Below are 16,427 nucleotides of genomic sequence, written 5' to 3'. Positions count from 1 at the left end.
GGGCATGAGCGAACGACAGAACATTTCGAGCGGCGGGCCGATGGAGGCTGTCGCCGGCTATTCGCGAGCGGTCCGGATCGGCGACTGGGTCGCAGTTGCTGGCAGCACCACGCTGGGTCCCGACGGCGTGGCGCATCCCGGCGATTGCTACGCACAGGCCATGGCGACATTCGAGATCATTGAGCGAGCACTGAGCGAGGCCGGCGCGCAGATGAGCGATGTCGTCCGGACTCGCTCGTTCGTGACCGACATCTCGACGGCAGGAGACTTCAGCCGTGCGCACGGCGAGGTATTCGGCGAGATCCGTCCTGCCTCCACACTGGTCGAGGTGTCTGCGCTGATCCATCCCGACCTGGTCATCGAGATCGAAGTCGACGCGATCATTCCCTGAGCGCGTGCGGGCACTGGTGCAGCGGGCGGCCGAGGCCCGCGTCAGCGTCGGCGGTGAGGTGATCGGCGGGATCGGCCCTGGGCTGTGCTGCCTGGTGGGTGCGACGCACGACGACGATGTGGACGCGGCGCGCAAGTTGGCTGGCAAGATCTGGAACCTGCGCGTTTTCGCCGACGAGAACGGCCAGATGAACCGCTCGGTGGCCGAGACCAGCGGTGAGGTGCTGGTGGTCAGCCAGTTCACGCTGTACGGCGACACCCGCAAGGGCCGGCGCCCCTCGTTTGTGGCCGCGGCAGCGCCGGATGAGGCCGCGAGGCTCATCGACGAGGTGGCGGCGGAGCTGCGCCGCCTCGGCGCCACGGTGGCCACCGGGTCATTCGGCGCTCACATGAAGGTCGAGCTCACCAACGACGGACCCGTCACCCTGATGCTCGAAGTCTGACTCCGGCTCAGCTTGCTGAACGCTGTCAGGCGGGAGTGAACCGCAGCAGTGCCGGGCCGTCAGGCGTGCGGTCGAAGACGGCCTGCACCGCTTGGCCGATGTGAACCGTCTCGGGATCGCAGCCGACGATGTTGGTGAGCACGCGTGGACCCTCTTCGAGCTCGACATAGGCCAGCACAAACGGTGTCGCGGCGCGCCATGAGCCCCCGATGCGCCGGGTGACCGTGCAGCTGTAGACGGTGCCTCGTCCAGAGGCTTCGAACCACGTCACCGATGAGCTGCCGAGCGGGCCACAGCGTTCACGCGGATACCACACGACGTCGCCGCAGTCGTCGCAGCGGGGCAGTTCGAGCCGTCCCTCGGCGGTGGCATCCCAGTACCGCTGCGTTTCGAGGTTCACCGCCGGCGACGGCACGGGCAGACCGAATGCTCCGGGTTCGCTCATGTCGACCTTCCCACGATGAGGGTGGCGCTGCCCATGCGGGTGGCGAGGCTGCCGCCCGTGCCATGCGCCAGGGCCAATTCGCAGTCGGGCACCTGCACGGCGGGGTGCGCCTCGCCGCGCAGCTGGCGCACGGCTTCGACCACCTTGGTCATGCCGCCGCGGTTGGCCGGATGGTTGTTGCACAGGCCGCCGCCGTCGGTGTTGAACGGCAGCACTCCTGCGGGCGACTGCAAGGCGCCGTCGGACACGAAGCGCCCACCGTCGCCCTTGGCGCAGAATCCGAGGTCTTCGAGCGTCATCAAGACGGTGATGGTGAAGCTGTCGTAGATCGACACGTAGTCGATGTCGACAGGCGTCACGCCGGCTTCGGCGAATGCCAGCGGGCCTGAGCGTGTCGCGCCGGTGTGGGTCAAATCGATGCGACCGCCCGAGGTGTGCTTGATGGATGTCCCTGTGCCCAGCACGGGCACGCAGTGACGGTCGAGCGATGCTGCCACCGCTTCGCTGACAAGCACGAGAGCGCCGCCTCCGTCGGTGATCACGCAGCAGTCGAGCCGGTGCAGCGGATCGGAGATCATCGGCGAGGACACCACCTCGTCCACCGTGACGACGTCTTGCAGGAAGGCGTGGGGGTTGTGCTGCGCGTGAGTCGACGCCGCCACCTTGACTTCGGCAAGCTGCTCGGAGGTGGTGCCGAACTCGTGCATGTGCCGTGCCGCCGCCAGCGCGTAGCCGCCGGGCACCGACATGCCGAACTGGTTCTCGAACGAGGCCTCGGGGGCGGAGCTGAACCGGGCGCTGCCGCCCGGCCCGGCGCCGCCGGTGCGGGGCTTGCCGGCCAGCGTGATCAGCGCCACATTCACCTGACCTGCGGCGATGGCTGCCGCGGCGTGCTGGACGTGCACGAGGTAGGCCGAACCACCGGTCTCGGTGTCGTCGATGTAGGTGAGGTCGAGGTCGAGGTACTCCGCCATCGACAGCGCACCGAAGCCGGGAGCGTCGCCCGCGGAGTAGTAGGCGTCGACATCGGCCAGCGTCAGGCCCGCGTCAGCCAGCGCACCGGCAGCCACCTCGGCGTGAATCTGGGGCAGTGTGCGGTCGGGCAGCTCCCGTCCTGGATGCTCGTACACACCCGCGATCACGGCCCGTCCTCGAATGCTCACCGGCGGCAACCTAGTCGCAGGTCCGAAGACGGTGCCGGAACAGGATCGGCCGGCCCGATCCCTCGTGCGCCGCTCCTCCTGCCGACGAGCGTTAGCGTCACGGCGATGCTGAAGCCGTACCGGATACTCGATCTCACCGACCACCGGGGCGCGATGTGCTCCGCCATCCTGGGCTCGCTCGGCGCCGAGGTGGTCCTCGTCGAAGGACCAGACGGTCGGGGCCGCAGTCACCGCAGCCACGGCCCTGACGGCACGTCGCTGCAATGGTGGGCGCAGCGCCGCGGTGCGCAGAGCTGCGTCATCGGGGACCGCAACGAACTGCTGGAGCTCGTCGCTGGTGCCGATGCGCTGATCGAGTCGCCCGACCCTGGCCTGGGTCTCGACTACGACGAGCTGCGCGCGATCAACCCGGGCCTCGTGCACACCACGGTCACCGCGTTCGGCAGCACCGGCCCGAAGGCCGGCTGGGCGGCGTCGGACCTCACCATCGCAGCGGCGGCATGCAGCGCCGCCATCACCGGCGACACCGACCGGGCGCCGCTGCGCATCACCGCGCCGCAGAGCTGGCTGCACGCCGGTTCGCACGGGGCGGTCGGCACTGCCCTTGCACTGCGTCAGCGCGACCGCAGCGGTTGGGGCCAGCACGTCGACATCTCCGCCCAGCAGGCGATGATGCAGACGGCCTTTCCCGGCATTGTCCACAGTGCGAATGCGTACCCGTCGGCGCGCAGGACATCTGGTGGGATCCTGCTGCTGAACTTCCATCTGCAGTTCGTGTATGCCGCTGCGGACGGCTTCGTCTCCATCACGCTGCTGTTCGGCGACACCATCGGCCGCTTCACCGCCCGGCTGATGGAGTGGGTTCATGAACTGGGCTTCTGCGATGACGAACTGGCCGGGCTCGACTGGGTCGATTTCGGCATGCGCCTGTTCACCGATCCCGAGGTAGCGCCCGCCCAGATGGAGGCCGCGAAAGCCGCCATCGCTGCCATGACATCGTCGATGACGCGTGCGGACCTGTTCGCCGAGGCGCAACGTCGGGAGGTGCTGCTGGCACCCGTCTACGCCCCTGCCGAGCTCGTGAACGTCGACCACTTCTCGCTGCGGGGCTACTGGGACGTGGTGGACGACCCCGCATGGGGCAGTGTCACCGCGCCCGGGCGCTGGTGCCAGCCCAGCCGCACGCCCCTGCGTGCACTCGGCGGGCCGCCCGCGCTCGGCGCCGACACCGAGGCAGTGAAGGCTGCGCCGCGCTCGGCGCTGCTGGACGCTGCACAGGAACTGCGGGACGGCGGCGGCGACCCAGCGTCGCCACGACCTCTCGAAGGCCTCAAGGTGCTCGACACGACCTGGGTGTACGCCGGACCGTTCACGACGCGGCTGCTCGCCGACTTCGGCGCCACGGTCATCAAGGTGGAAGGACCGGCCCGCTTCGACGCCGCCCGCGGGGCCGGTGGCGGCTTGCGGGGGGACATGGGGCCTGACGCCTCCATCCAGTTCGGCACCCTGAACGCCGGCAAGCAGGGCGTGACCCTGGATCTCAACACCGAGGCCGGCAGAGAGGTGCTCTGCGACCTAGTCGAGTGGGCCGACATCTACGTCGAGTCCTATACGCCGGGGACGCTTGAGGCGTGGGGAATCGGCTACGACGTGCTGGCCGAACGGAATCCGGGCCTGATCCTGCTGAGCACGAGCCTGATGGGCCAGAGCGGCCCGCTGTCCACGTTCGCCGGGTTCGGCAACCTGGCCGGCGCCATCACGGGCTACTACGAGATGACCGGCTGGCCCGACCGACCTCCGGCAGGGCCCTTCCTGGCCTACACCGACTACGTCACGCCGCAGTTCATGGTGCCGTTGCTCATGGCGGCGCTCGATGCACGCGATGCCGACCCCGACGGCCGCGGCCAGCACCTGGACTTCGCGCAAGCCGAGGCCGCCATTCATTTCCTGGCGACCGAGGTGCTCGCGAAGACCGTGAACGGCGACGAAGCAACACGGATGGGCAACGCGGACGCCTTCATGTGCCCCCACGCCATGTACCCGTGCGACGCAGGCGACGCCGAGCCCGACAATCCCCTCGAACCGCCCGACCCATGGGTCGCGATCGTCTGCGAGACCGAGCATCACTGGGAATCGCTGTGCAGGGTGCTCGATGCGGACGGCCATGCAGTTCCTGCTGAGCTGGCCGGCCTGGACGCGACGGGGCGGCTTGGACGTGTCGATGAGATCGACGCCATCGTCGGAGGCTGGGCGGCTCAACGCACTCCTGCCGAAGCAGAAGCTGCTCTGCAAGCGGCCGGCATCCCCTCGCACGCAAACCAGAACAGCGTGGGCTGCTTCGCCGACCCGCAGCTGAACCACCGGGGCCATTGGCTGGAAGTCGAACACCCGCTGTACGACCGCATGGTGGTGGAGGCGCCGCGCTTGCAGCTCAGCGCGACGCCCCATGCCATCAGCCGTTCAGGCCCCAGCCTGGGCGAGCACAACGATCACGTCTTGCGAGAGGTGCTCGGCTACGACGACGACCGCATCGTCGAGCTCGCCGTAGCCGGCGCCATCGGCTGACCTGCCGCCCGCACCGTCCATAGCAGGCGGCACCAAAGAGAGGACTGCGGCATGACATCTGATGAGCGGCTGGCGGTGATCCGGGCGATCCACGATTCGCCGTTGCGGATTGTGCTGGCGGTCACCGGCGGCGGGATGCTGGCAGTCAGTGATCTGCTGACGATCCCCGGCGGCTCACGCACGATCCTCGAGGCGTCGATCCCCTATTCGGTCAGGTCGCTGTATGAGCTGATGGGCTCCGAACTCGAGCCGCACGTGTCCGACGAGGCGGCGCTCGCGATGGCCGACGGTTGCCTGGCCCGGGCGCAGCATTTGGTCTCGACACCCAAGCCAGGCACCGAGCCGTGGCCGCTGGCGGGCATCTCGTGCACGGCAGCGCTCGTGACCGATCCGCCCCGGCGCGGCGAAGACCGGGCGCACATCGCAGCGGTCAGCGACTCGGGCGTGCGCATCGCCCGCAAGATCACCTACGACACCGACGATCGCATCGCCCAGGATCGAGAAACCTCCGACGTGGTGCTGGCCCTCATCGCCGATATCGCTGCCGGCTGACGGTCGATTGCCAGCGCGTCTCAGCGAGTCAGTCGGTCAGCGGAACAGACCGTCGCCGATGCCCTCGGCGATCTCGTCTGCGCCATAGCCAGCGTCGGCCCACACGTCGAAGTTGTGCTCGCCCAGGTAGGTGGGGCTGAGCAGCCGGGGTTCCCAGCGGCGGCCATTCCACAGACCCCCGAACGCATCGACTGTCCGCTCACCGAACACCGCGTGATCGACTGGCTGCCAGTAGCCGCGGGCGGCATGCTGGGGGTCGTCGTTGACAAGCTGGTGCGAGTCCTGCACCGGTCCTGCAGGAATGCCTGCCGCTTGCAGTTCTTCGGCAGCGCTGACCGCCGTGCGCTCGGCGATCCACGAGCCCAGTACCGAGTCCACCAGCGTCCGGCGGTCCTGCCGACCGCGTTCGGTCGCCAGCGTCGGATCGTCCAGTCGGGGGTCGCCCAGCAGGCCCACGAGCGCGAGCCACTGCGCAGCCTCGGTCACGGTCACCGCCACGAACCCGTCGCTGGCGGCGTAGACCTCGTTCGGCACGTGGTCGGCGATGCCGTCGCGGTTGCCCTGCGGCAGCGGCGGCGCCACTCCCGCCGACTGGCGGACGATGGCGGGCCCGATGCTGTAGGTGCCGACTTCGAGTTGCGCCATGTCGATGCGCTGGCCCTCGCCGGTGCGTTCACGGGCGTACAGCGCCCCGAGTGTCGCTGTGGCCGCGGCGAACCCTGCGAGATGGTCGTTGAGCGAGAAGCCGGGGCCCACGTCGCCGCGGTCGGCGAAGTTGGTCAGGTGCGTGATGCCGCACACGGCGTGCACGGTCGGGGCGTAGGAGATGACGTGCCGCCACGGCCCGTCGTGTCCGCAGCCCGACATCGAGACATAGACAAGGCGTGGGTTCCACTCGTGGACGGTTTCCCAGTCGAGGCCCCACGAGTCGAGCACCCCTGCGCTGAAGTTCTCGATCAGCACATCGCAGGTCTCGATCAGCCGCCGGGCAGCGGCAAGCGCGTCCGGATGCTTCATGTCGAGCGTGGCGCTGCGCTTCGAGCGGTTCCACACGAAGTAGTAGGGGAAGTCGGGCGAGTTCACGATCGTGGAGTGCTCCTCGCTCTGCATCCGGATCACGTCCGCGCCCAGATCGCCGAGCAGCCTCGTAGCCGACGGCCCGGCCAGCACCCAGGTGAAGTCCGCCACGCGGATCCCGTCCAGCGGGCGCCGGTCGTCGTCGTGCCCGCTCGACGCTGCTGCAGCAAGGCTGCCGGTGTCGCCATTGCGTGCCTCGGTGGGCGGTGCCGCCCACGACGCGAGCACCTCGTCGAGCGGCGTGTCGGCACTGGCCGGCGGTCTCGGCGAGAGGGTCCCCGAGCGACCGGCGTCGCTCCAGCGAACGAGCCGGCTCGGCAGTCGAACCGGGCCTGGCTGGCCAGATGCAGCACGATCAGACACTCGCGAGCCGTTCGCTGCCGCCGCGCCGGGCGGCAGGACGTCGGCGAAGAACCCCCGGTGCGCGAACTGCGGGTTCGCGCAGACCTCCGCTATGTCGAGCACCCCACCGAAGGCGACGTGCCGTTCCTGCGCCTCCCACCACACCTCACGCGCGTCCTGGGGATGGATCCAGCGCCGGACGGCATCCATGACCTCATCCACGCTGAGCAGCAGCTCGCCGGGTTCGAGGCCCAGCCACTTCTCGACATCGCCGGCCCCCGTAGAGATCATCCACTCCAGCAGCAGGTCCGGTGTCGGCGTGGGCGTGATCATGACGTAGCCGCCGTCGCCCCCGGTGCACTCGGCGAGGTCGTAGGCGCGCAGCCAGTGCAGCGCTCCCTGGCGCGGTGCCACCTTGGGCAGCGGCAGCAGGTCGTCGAAGAAGTACTGCATGAACAGGTTCTCGATCGAGCCGGTGACCGTCTCGTGTACGGACAGATCGAGGTGCGCCCCCCGGCCTGTCGAGCGTGCAGACAGCGCCGCAGCCATCGCGCAGGTCGCTGCAACGAACCCGGCGTAGTTGTAGGCCTGACGTCCCCAGACGTTCAGCGGGCGGTCCGCTAATCCGGTCAACGCCATCATCCCGCCCATGGCGGAGGCGACCAAGTCCGAACCCAGCCAGTCGGCGCGGGGACCGGTGCGACCGAACGGTGTGATCGACACCTGCACGAGCGCCGGGTTGGCCGCGCTCACTTCGGCGTAGTCGATGCCGAGTTCCGCCAGACGGCCCGGGCGCTCGGTCTCCATCACCACATCGGCGGCCGTGACCAGGCGGCGGTAGGCCTCGACGCCCGCGTCGGTGCCGAGGTCCACCGCGCAGCGGCGCTTGCCGCCGTCGTACCACCAGTCGGCCACGCCGCCGAGGGCCGCAGCGGCCGGCTCAGCCAGCGGCAGACCCGGTGAGCCCCTGCCGATCCGCACGACATCGGCCCCGAACTCGGTCAGCAGCTTCGTCGCGAACCGGCCCGCATCGCCGGTGGCGTCGACGACGCGCAATCCCGCCAGCGCCCCATCGGCCGCGGGTCGGACCGGATCCTGATGCACGTCGCCCTGTGCCATGACGGCCCGAAGCTAGTTCTCGCAGACGCTGCGGACGCTGGTACGCAGTCGCTGCTTCGATGCCGTCCGCCGGGGCCCAGGTGGGCTAGCTGGCTGCCGCGGCCATGAAGTTGCGATAGAGCTGCTCGGCGTCGCTGGCAAAGTCGCCCATGCACCGGTCGGCGTCAGCCGCGAGCGCATCCAGCGAGCCCGGCCCGAGCGTGGACTCCAGCGCCTCCCGGTAGGCGTCAATCGCCCCCCAGTTGCGCACGGTGTCGTCCTCGACCTCCACGTGGTACTGCATCGACCACGCGCGCGGTCCGACCCGCATTGCCTGCACCCGACATTCCGGCGAACTCGCCAGCACGACGGCGTCTTCGGGTGGCTGAGCCACCTGCACCGAGTGCCACTGCAGCGCGAACTGACGGTCGCCCATCTGGCGGAAGATCGGGTCATCGCGGCCCTCGGGTGTGAGGTCCACTGCCAGCACCCCGATCTCGGGCGGGCGCTGCGGGCCGCAGGTACCGCCCAAGGCATCTGCCAGCAGCTGGTGCCCGAGGCACAGCCCCAAGAACGGCCGCTGCAGTTCACGCACCCAGCGGCGGATGGCTCGTTTCTCGGGCACGAGCCAGGGGCACTCCTCGACGTCCCACACGTCCATCGGGCCGCCCATCACCCACATGGCGTCGTAGTCCTCCAGCGGCGGGATCGGCTCGCCCTCGTCAAGCTCGACGGCGGTCCATTCGACGCCATCATCCCGCAGGAAGTCGCGCAGCCGTCCGGGATGCTCGCAGTCGATGTGCTGCAGTACGAGAAGTCGCATCGTCCCCGTTGCTACCACGTCCAGGACAGGGGTCAGTCAGGGGTAGTGCAGAGGCCCGCCATGCTGCTGATGGCCGTGTCGCGGCGCGGCTGGCGCACCTCGTGCTCGTCGTAGCCGTTGGTGGTGTAGCCGAGCGACAGCCCGGTGGCCGGGTCGGCCCAGGCCAGCTGCCCGCCGGCGCCGTTGTGCCCGAATGCCATCGGCGACACGGTCCGGCCCAGCCCACGCATGTTCGACATCCCGTCGTCGCCGGCCAGGAACAGCCCGATCGAGCGGTTGGCGGGCATGCCCATCGGGTCGGGCAGGGTGTTGCGGACCTCGCCGGTGCCGACTGCCAGCATCGCGGGATCCCACAGGTCATCGGGGTTGTGGAGCAGGCCCTGGTAGAAGAGCGCCAGGTCCACGGCGGTGCCGAAGCCCCCGCCGCCCGGCACGCCCACCTCGCGAACCGACGGCTCGTTGAAGCGCAGGATCGCCTCGTTGGTGACCTCGGTCATGGGCAGCTCGCGCACGCCGAAGGTTGCCTCGAGCTCATCGGGAGTCGCCGGCTCGCCCACCAGGATCAGCTCTGCGATGCCACCTTGGTCGTCGGGCGCCAGGCCCAGCAGGCGACCCAGCCCCAGCGGCCCGGTGACCCGGTCGTGCACCTCGTCGCGGAAGTCGTTGCCGGTGACCGCATTGATGATCTCCGCCAGCACCCAGTGCGCCGAGGTCGGGTGGTACTCGTACCTCGTGCCGGGCTCCCAGTTGAGCCGCCAGTTGGCCATGGACACCAGCCGGGACTCCGACGTGTCCCATTGCGGCGGCTTGAGCGGCGCATGCGGGAACCCCGACGTGTGCAGCATCACCTGCTCCACCGTGATCTGGTCTTTGCCGTTCTCGCCGAATGCAGGCACGTAGCTGGCTGCGGTGGCGTCGAGCTCCACCAGCCCCTCGCTGATGAGCTGCCACATGGTCGAGGCCACGAACGGCTTGGTGGCCGAGAAGATGCAGTAGCGGGTGGCGTCGGTGGCATCGCCGTAGGTGGCCTGCGCCACGATCTCGCCTTCGAAGCCGACCGCCACCTGGCAGCTCGGCAGCAGGCCCGATTCGACCTCTCGCTTGCAGCGGTCGAGCAGCGCGTCGATGCGGGTGCTGTGGACAGTGGATGCGGCGTCAGTAGTCGTGCTCACGGCCTTGGCCTAGCACCCGCGGCTACGTTCTCGCTGGCGAACACGAACGGGAAGCCCCGGGCCCGAGCGGCCCGTGAGCGAAGCTCACAAGAGCGGGAAGCACAGGGGACGTCATGAGCGACAGCACACCTGCCGACAGCAAGATCGAGTTCGGGCTGGCGATTCGGCGCAGCGACGACATCGCCGGCCAGGCCCGAGAGATCGAAGCGCTCGGCTACGACTACGCCACCACCGGCGAGCACGTCTTCTTCCACGTGCCCACCTCGAACGGCTTCATCTCGCTGGCGGTGGCCGCGGGCGCCACCACCACGCTCAAGCTGATGACATCGATCACGCTCATCCCGCTCTACCCGGCGGCGCTGTGCGCCAAGCTCGCGGCCTCGCTCGACGTGGCCTCAGGTGGTCGCTTCCACCTCGGCGTCGGCGTGGGCGGCGAGATGCCCTCGGAGTTCGAGGCGTGCGGCGTGCCGGTGCGCGAACGTGGCGCCCGGACCAATGAGGCGCTTGAGATCATGCGGCGGTTGTTCACCGAAGACGACGTCACATTCGAGGGCCGCTTCAACACCCTGAACGGCGTCACGCTGGCTCCCAAGCCGGCATCGCCGCCGCCGGTGTGGGTCTCAGGCAGGCAGGATGCCGCGTGGCGACGGGCAGCACGCTACGGCGACGGCTGGCTGCCGTACATGTACACGCCCGAGCGGCTCGCGCAGTCAATCGAGGCAATCGCCGGCTACCGGGAAGACGAAGGCAACCCGACGCCGGTCGAGCCCGGCCTGTTCGTGTTCTTCTGCTGTCACGAAGACAACGACACGGCGATCAAGTACGCCGCCGAGCGGCTGTCTAAGCAGTACGCGCAAGACTTTTCGCAGCTCGTCCACAAGTTCGCCATCGCGGGCGATCCCGACCGCTGCGAGGCGCGGCTGCGCGAGTACATCGACGCCGGCGCGCGCACCGTCGTGTTGAGCGCCGCCTCGCCCATGAGCTACATCGAAGAGAGTGAACGATTCTGGGCAGCGGAGGTGCTTCCGCGCTTCCGCGAGGGCTAGGCCCAGTCGCCGAAAGGCACGAGATGTCCGCAAAGCGATTCTTCGAGACCACGCTGGCAGCGGAGCGCATCGACGAGCTGAGCGCTTCGGGAGCATGGCCCAACCGGCTGCTCGACGACCGGATCGACAAGTGGACGGCCGAGCGAGCAGGCGAGCCGGTCATCACCGATCGATTCGGCACCATGACGTGGGGCGAGCTCGGCACCGAGGTGGACGCTGCCAGCAAGGGACTGCTGGAGATCGGCGTGCGGCCTGGCGCAGTCGTGCAGCTGCAGCTGCCGAATTGGCGCCACTTCGTGGTGACGGCAGTTGCGTGCGACCGCATCGGCGCGGTGGTCAACCCGGTGGCGCCGATCTTCCGGCACAACGAGCTCACGGTGATGAGCGAGCTCGGCCGGCCGACGGTGGTCATCACTGCTGACAGCTACCGGGGTTTCAAGCTCGCCGAGATGCACGCCGATCTGCGCGAGCACTGCGACTGGGTGACCGAGCTGGTGGTGGTGCCGGGGCCCGAAACCCTGCAGTCGGATGCAAGTGGGGACGAATCGTGGCTGCCCGAGGGCGCGATCACCTGGGAGGACCTGGTCGAGGAGGGCCGGTTCTCGTCCTACGACCGCGCCGCGGTCGACTTATGCCGGCCGGGGCCCAATGACGTCTGCGAGATGATGTTCACCTCGGGCACCACCGGTGTGCCAAAGGGCGTCATGCACACCCACAACATCCTGGCGGTGGCCGTGGACGCCTTCCTCGACACGGTGTGCGAGGGCCTCGAGCCGCATCCCGGCGCAGGCGCCCCGCAGGCGTACGTCACCCACATGGCCTCCACCCTCGGCCACCAGACCGGCTACCTGTACGGGATGCGGCTGCCGCTGCACGTCGGCGGTCACGTCGTCATGCAGGACGTGTGGGATCCCGTCGAGTTCGTGGGTCTCATCTCCAGGCACCGGATCCAGCTGTCGATGGGCGCAACGCCGTTCCTGGCCGATGTGCTCAACGTCGACGACCTGGCCGGCTACGACCTCTCCACGTGGCAGCGATTTCTGTGTGCGGGCGCAGCGATCCCTCGCCCGGTGCTCGAACGTGCGCTCGAGTTGCTGCCCGATTGCGTGGTGATGCCGGGCTGGGGCATGACCGAAACCGGCCTGCTGACTGTGGGAAGGCCCAGCGATCCGCTCGAGCGCCGGCTCACCGACGGCCGGGCGGTGGACAACAACGAAGTCCGGGTGATCGACGAATCCGGCCAGGCCGCGCTGGAGGTCGAGGGCGACCTGCAGTGCCGCGGCAGCGCGCTGTTCGCCGGCTACATGGCCGGGCGAGAGTTCACCGAGCAGTTCTGGACAGACGGCTGGTTCGACACCGGCGACCGGGCGATCATGGATGCCGACGGCTACATCAGCATCGCCGGACGCACCAAGGATCTGGTCATCCGCGGCGGCGAGAACGTTCCGGTCAAGGAAGTCGAGGACGTGCTGCTGCGTCACCCGTCGGTCGGCGTGGTGGCGATCGTCGCGAAGCCACACGAGCGCCTCGGCGAGATCGGCTGCGCCTTCGTGCAGCCCACCGGCGATCCACCGTCGCTGGCCGAGCTCACGGACTTCCTCGACTCCCAGAACGTGACCCGCCAGTTCTGGCCCGAAGAGCTGATGATCGTGGACGAGTTCCCGATGACGCCGAGCGGCAAGATCCAGAAGTACCGGCTGCGGGAGCGCTTGGACTGAGCCGCCCGAGGCCGGTCCAGCCCGGCGCCGCTGTTCCTGCTGGGAGTGCTCCTACCGGTCGTACGAGACGGGGATGCCGTCAGTGGTGTAGGTGACCTGGGGATCCCACAGCAGCCAGTCGCTGATGCCGAGATCGGCTGCTGCGTCGATCTGGGCGCGCACCTCATCAGGGCCGTAGTTCACCCGCATGGAGAAGTCCTGCAGCCAGGGCACGACAGCGGTGTTGGTGCCCTCCAGCACGCGCTGGAATTGGGCCAGCGACGCCTTGGTGATGTCGTAGGGCTGTGCCTCCGGGTGCACCACGCCGTATTCGCCGCGGCCCCAGTGCGACGGGTACACCATGGGCGCCACATAGTCGACGTGGTCGGACATGGCGCCGATGTCCTGCGACACCCATTCGCCGCGGTCCGCGGCAATGCCGAAGACCGACACGCCGTGGAACACCTGCGCCTCGCGCAGCATGGAACCGGCCTCGGCAAGGAAGCTCACGATGACCGGTGACGGGTCGCCGCCGTCCCAGCCGGGAATCCGCATGCCGCTCAGGTCGCCTTCGGGCCGGCGCATGTAGTCCCACAAGATGTCGTCGATGCCTGCCTCGGCTGCCTCGGCTGCGATGTCCAGGTTGTACTGGCGCACGACGGCGTGGTTGAAGTTGGTGAATCCGCCGTACTTCGCCAGCGGGCGCCCATCGGGCGTCTGCACGACCCAGTCGAGGCTGCCGCTCGCGACGGCGTAGCGAGTGAGCGTCGGGTCGTTGAACGCGACGATGCGCCCGATGACCCGCACACCCAGCCCGTGCAGCTCGTCGATGGCGTCCCGCAGGTCGTACAGCTCCCTCGACGCCCCCGTCAGCTGGGCCAGCCGGACATCGGTGCGGTGGCCGATGCGACCGTCCTCATCCTTGAGATCGAGCTGAACGGCGTTGATGCGTCCTTGCTCGATGAGTTCCAGCACCGATGAGCGCAGCCCGTCATGGTTCCACGCCGCCGCCGTGACATGAACTCCCGTGGTGTGCGGGTAGCCGATGGGCACGATGACGTCGAACTCGGTGTTGTTGCCGGCAGCGTCGGTGGCGATCACCGGAACCGGGCCGCCGGGCGGGCCCGGCAGGGTGAGGCTGAACGAACCCGATGCCGTATCGATCTGCTGATCGCCGACCTGCAGGGCCACACCGGGCTCGACGGACCCGGCCAAGACCACCGGCTCCCCCAGCGTCACCGGATCCAAGACCCTCGGCAGATCCACCTCCGGCGGCGTCCCGTCGACCGTGAACGTCACCGCAGCAGTCGCTGTGCCGAAGAAGCGCCGGTCGACGTCAAGCGTGACGATGTGCACGCCTTCGGTCAGCTCCGGCACCGGCCACACGATCCGGCTGTCGTAACGCTGCACACCGCTCACCGGGAAGCCGTCCAGCAGCATCTGCGCTGAGGTGGCATCACCGCCGTCGATGCTGAACTCCAGGACGGCGCCGGCCAGCTGAGCCGGCCGCAGCATCGAGCCGTCGCTGATGCCTGAGACCGTGATCTCGGTGACGCGCAGCGCATTCATCGCCACGAAGCCCACACCGATGGTTGCCGCCACGAGCAGGATCGCGACGATGGCCCGAGCGCCGCGACGGCGCTTGGACCGCGGCCCTGCCATGCCGATGACGGCGCGATCGGCCACTCGACGCGCTCGCCGGCTCAGGCCGGTCGCATACAGCGGAGCCTCGGGCTTGGGCGGCCGCCACGGGAAGCCCCATCCCTCGGCCGGATCGGTTGGGCCGGTGGCCTCCTGACCATCGACCACACCGCCGGGGTCGCTACCGACCAGCGACGGCCCGACTTCATGACCGTGCCGGGTGAGCGACCAGCGAGCGCCGCGCAGTCCCGGTACTGAGCCTGCCTGCGCCACGATGCCGGATTGCTGCAGCGTGCCCAGCGACGCCTGCACGGCCTGGTTGTCCAGCGCCGCAGCCGCGCTGAGCTCGCCTATCTCAGCCGTACCCCCACGGGTGAGCAGCTCACGCAGTATGCGCCTGTCGGCAGGCGCCAACAACGGCATCGGATCGAGTGTATTGAGGCCACCGGACAGGCTTCAGTCAGGCGTCGCGAATTCAGCCCAGCGACGCCTCGGCGGGATGGCGAGCGGTGACGGTGGTCGTGATGCCGCCCCGGACAAGCCAGCGAGTCTCGACCGTCGCCTGCTTCGGCGCGACAGCAGTCACCAGGTCGTCCAGGATGCGGTTCGTGATGGCCTCGTGATGGACAGGCTCGTCCCGGTAGCTCCACAGGTAGAGCTTCAGCGACTTCAGCTCCACGATGCGGCGGTCGGGCACGTAGGCGATCTCGACGGTGGCGTAGTCGGGCTGACCGGTCACTGGGCAGACGCAGGTGAGCTCCGGGGTCGTGCAGCGCACCTCGTAGTCGCGGTCCGGGTACGGATCGTCCAGCGCGATCAGTTCCTTCGACGGTTCGCTTGCCATGGCGGGCTTCCTCGGCTGGGGTCGCTGCGGCCCGGTGCAGGGGCCTTCAGTACGACAGGGTGGCGTGCGGCGTGTTCTCCGCCAACCCGAGCGGTGTCACCGCCACGAAGCTCGCCCGCTCGGTGAATTCCGCCAGCGTGCGGGCATTGGTGTAGCTCATCGCACTGCGCAGCCCGGCCATGAGCTCGCCGATCAGCTTGCCCGCCTCGCCCCGGTACGGCACGGTGCCCTCGACGCCTTCGGGTGCCCGTTGCTCGAAGTACTCGTCGTCGATTTCCTCGCCGTGGCGCTCCGCACGGGCCTCGATGGCTTCGAAACTCGCCATGCCCCGGATCCGCTTGCGCAGCCCGTGGGGACCCTGCTCGACCTCGCCCGGGCTCTCCTTGGTGCCCGCCAGCATGCTGCCGATCATCACGGTCTCGGCGCCCACGGCGAGCGCCTTGGCGATGTCGCCGGAGTTCTTGATGCCGCCGTCGGCAATGACGGGGATGTCAAGCCCGGCGTCTGCCAGAGCGATGACCACCTCGTCGGTGGCACTGAGCTGCGGCACTCCGACCCCCGCCACCAGCCGGGTGGTGCAGACGCCGCCGGGTCCGACTCCGACCTTGATCGCGTCGGCGCCGGCCTCGGCCATGTCGAGCGCTCCCTCGGGCGTCGCGACATTTCCTGCGATGACGTCGACGTCGTCGAAGTGGTCCTTCAGCCGGCGCACGCCGTCGATGGCGTGATCGGCGTGACCGTGCGCGATGTCGAGCACCAGCACGTCGGCCCCTGCCGCCACCAGTGCCTTGGCCCGGTCCCCCATGTCGTGGTCGGTGCCCACGGCGCCGCCGGCGACCAGTGCCCCGTCGTCGACGTGCTTGATCGCTGCGATCTGGCTCGCCTGCGCGTCGATGGGCATGAACCGGTGGACGATTCCCGCGCCGCCGAGGCGTCCCATGGCGATCGCCATCTCGTGCTCGCAGACCGTGTCCATGTTGGCGGCGATCACCGGCAGCTCCAGCGCAATGTTGCGGGAGAGCCGGGTGCGCACCGATACGTGGCTGCGGCTGCGTATCGACGATCGTTGCGGCACGATCAGCACGTCGTCAAAGGTCAGCCCGGTTCGCAGGTCGCGCAGTTTCATGAG

At 68.9% G+C, this 16,427-nt stretch carries 14 protein-coding genes; 6 read left to right on the top strand and 8 right to left on the bottom strand.

The features are described from left to right. The first annotated feature begins 4 nt into the window (after nt 1-4). Complete coding sequence (locus tag ACOGXE_RS10995; RefSeq protein WP_419930956.1) at nt 5-391, top strand: RidA family protein; 387 nt, start codon at nt 5-7, stop codon at nt 389-391. Between the two features lie 4 nt (nt 392-395). Further along, the gene (gene dtd, locus ACOGXE_RS10990; RefSeq protein WP_419930954.1) at nt 396-833 is read left to right on the top strand and encodes a D-aminoacyl-tRNA deacylase; all 438 of its coding nucleotides are present in this window, start codon (nt 396-398) and stop codon (nt 831-833) included. Between the two features lie 25 nt (nt 834-858). Here dtd and ACOGXE_RS10985 read toward each other — a convergent pair whose 3' ends face one another. Then, complete coding sequence (locus ACOGXE_RS10985; protein WP_419930953.1) at nt 859-1,278, bottom strand: Zn-ribbon domain-containing OB-fold protein; 420 nt, start codon at nt 1,276-1,278, stop codon at nt 859-861. Beyond that, nucleotides 1,275-2,441: a thiolase domain-containing protein gene (locus ACOGXE_RS10980; RefSeq protein ID WP_419930952.1), complete on the bottom strand. Its 1,167-nt coding sequence runs from the start codon at nt 2,439-2,441 to the stop codon at nt 1,275-1,277. The genes ACOGXE_RS10985 and ACOGXE_RS10980 overlap by 4 nt, the downstream gene beginning before the upstream one ends. Nucleotides 2,442-2,546: 105 nt before the next feature. On the opposite strand from ACOGXE_RS10980, the gene ACOGXE_RS10975 reads away from it, so the two are divergent. Continuing rightward, nucleotides 2,547-5,006 carry a CoA transferase gene (locus ACOGXE_RS10975; protein ID WP_419930951.1) on the top strand — a complete coding sequence of 820 codons (2,460 nt, stop codon included), beginning with the start codon at nt 2,547-2,549 and terminating at the stop codon, nt 5,004-5,006. A 51-nt stretch (nt 5,007-5,057) separates the two neighbouring features. Next, entirely contained in the window at nt 5,058-5,558 is a 501-nt protein-coding gene (locus ACOGXE_RS10970; protein ID WP_419930950.1) for a hypothetical protein, read from the top strand. A gap of 36 nt (nt 5,559-5,594) precedes the next feature. Here the strand turns inward: ACOGXE_RS10970 and ACOGXE_RS10965 are convergent, their stop codons facing one another. From ACOGXE_RS10965 to ACOGXE_RS10955, 3 genes are all read right to left on the bottom strand, one after another. Further along, on the bottom strand, nt 5,595-8,096 hold the full coding sequence (locus ACOGXE_RS10965) for a CoA transferase (RefSeq protein ID WP_419930949.1): 2,502 nt from the start codon (nt 8,094-8,096) through the stop codon (nt 5,595-5,597). A gap of 85 nt (nt 8,097-8,181) precedes the next feature. After that, complete coding sequence (locus ACOGXE_RS10960; RefSeq protein ID WP_419930948.1) at nt 8,182-8,898, bottom strand: type 1 glutamine amidotransferase; 717 nt, start codon at nt 8,896-8,898, stop codon at nt 8,182-8,184. Between the two features lie 32 nt (nt 8,899-8,930). Continuing rightward, nucleotides 8,931-10,070: a serine hydrolase domain-containing protein gene (locus tag ACOGXE_RS10955; RefSeq protein ID WP_419930947.1), complete on the bottom strand. Its 1,140-nt coding sequence runs from the start codon at nt 10,068-10,070 to the stop codon at nt 8,931-8,933. A 113-nt stretch (nt 10,071-10,183) separates the two neighbouring features. On the opposite strand from ACOGXE_RS10955, the gene ACOGXE_RS10950 reads away from it, so the two are divergent. Both ACOGXE_RS10950 and ACOGXE_RS10945 read left to right on the top strand, forming a co-directional pair. After that, nucleotides 10,184-11,116, top strand: coding sequence for an LLM class flavin-dependent oxidoreductase (locus tag ACOGXE_RS10950; protein ID WP_419930946.1), 933 nt, complete (start codon nt 10,184-10,186; stop codon nt 11,114-11,116). A 23-nt stretch (nt 11,117-11,139) separates the two neighbouring features. Further along, nucleotides 11,140-12,834: an AMP-binding protein gene (locus ACOGXE_RS10945; protein ID WP_419930945.1), complete on the top strand. Its 1,695-nt coding sequence runs from the start codon at nt 11,140-11,142 to the stop codon at nt 12,832-12,834. Nucleotides 12,835-12,885: 51 nt separating this feature from the next. On the opposite strand, the gene ACOGXE_RS10940 is transcribed toward ACOGXE_RS10945, so the two are convergent. Genes ACOGXE_RS10940 through guaB form a run of 3 tightly spaced genes read right to left on the bottom strand, consistent with a single transcriptional unit; the run spans nt 12,886 to nt 16,424 of the window. Then, the gene (locus ACOGXE_RS10940; RefSeq protein ID WP_419930944.1) at nt 12,886-14,877 is read right to left on the bottom strand and encodes a putative glycoside hydrolase; all 1,992 of its coding nucleotides are present in this window, start codon (nt 14,875-14,877) and stop codon (nt 12,886-12,888) included. A gap of 52 nt (nt 14,878-14,929) precedes the next feature. Next, nucleotides 14,930-15,298, bottom strand: a complete 369-nt coding sequence (gene queF / locus ACOGXE_RS10935; RefSeq protein ID WP_419930943.1) for a preQ(1) synthase — start codon at nt 15,296-15,298, stop codon at nt 14,930-14,932. 46 nt (nt 15,299-15,344) lie between these two features. Continuing rightward, nucleotides 15,345-16,424 (bottom strand): IMP dehydrogenase, encoded by a 1,080-nt coding sequence (gene guaB, locus ACOGXE_RS10930; RefSeq protein WP_419930942.1) that lies wholly within the window; start codon nt 16,422-16,424, stop codon nt 15,345-15,347. Nucleotides 16,425-16,427: the final 3 nt, after the last annotated feature.

The sequence above is a fragment of the Candidatus Poriferisodalis sp. genome (assembly GCF_965208555.1).
In the GTDB taxonomy this organism is placed as follows: domain Bacteria; phylum Actinomycetota; class Acidimicrobiia; order Acidimicrobiales; family Poriferisodalaceae; genus Poriferisodalis.
The sequence above is the reverse complement of the archived record's forward strand: the minus strand, read 5'-3'. Positions and strand labels throughout refer to the sequence as shown.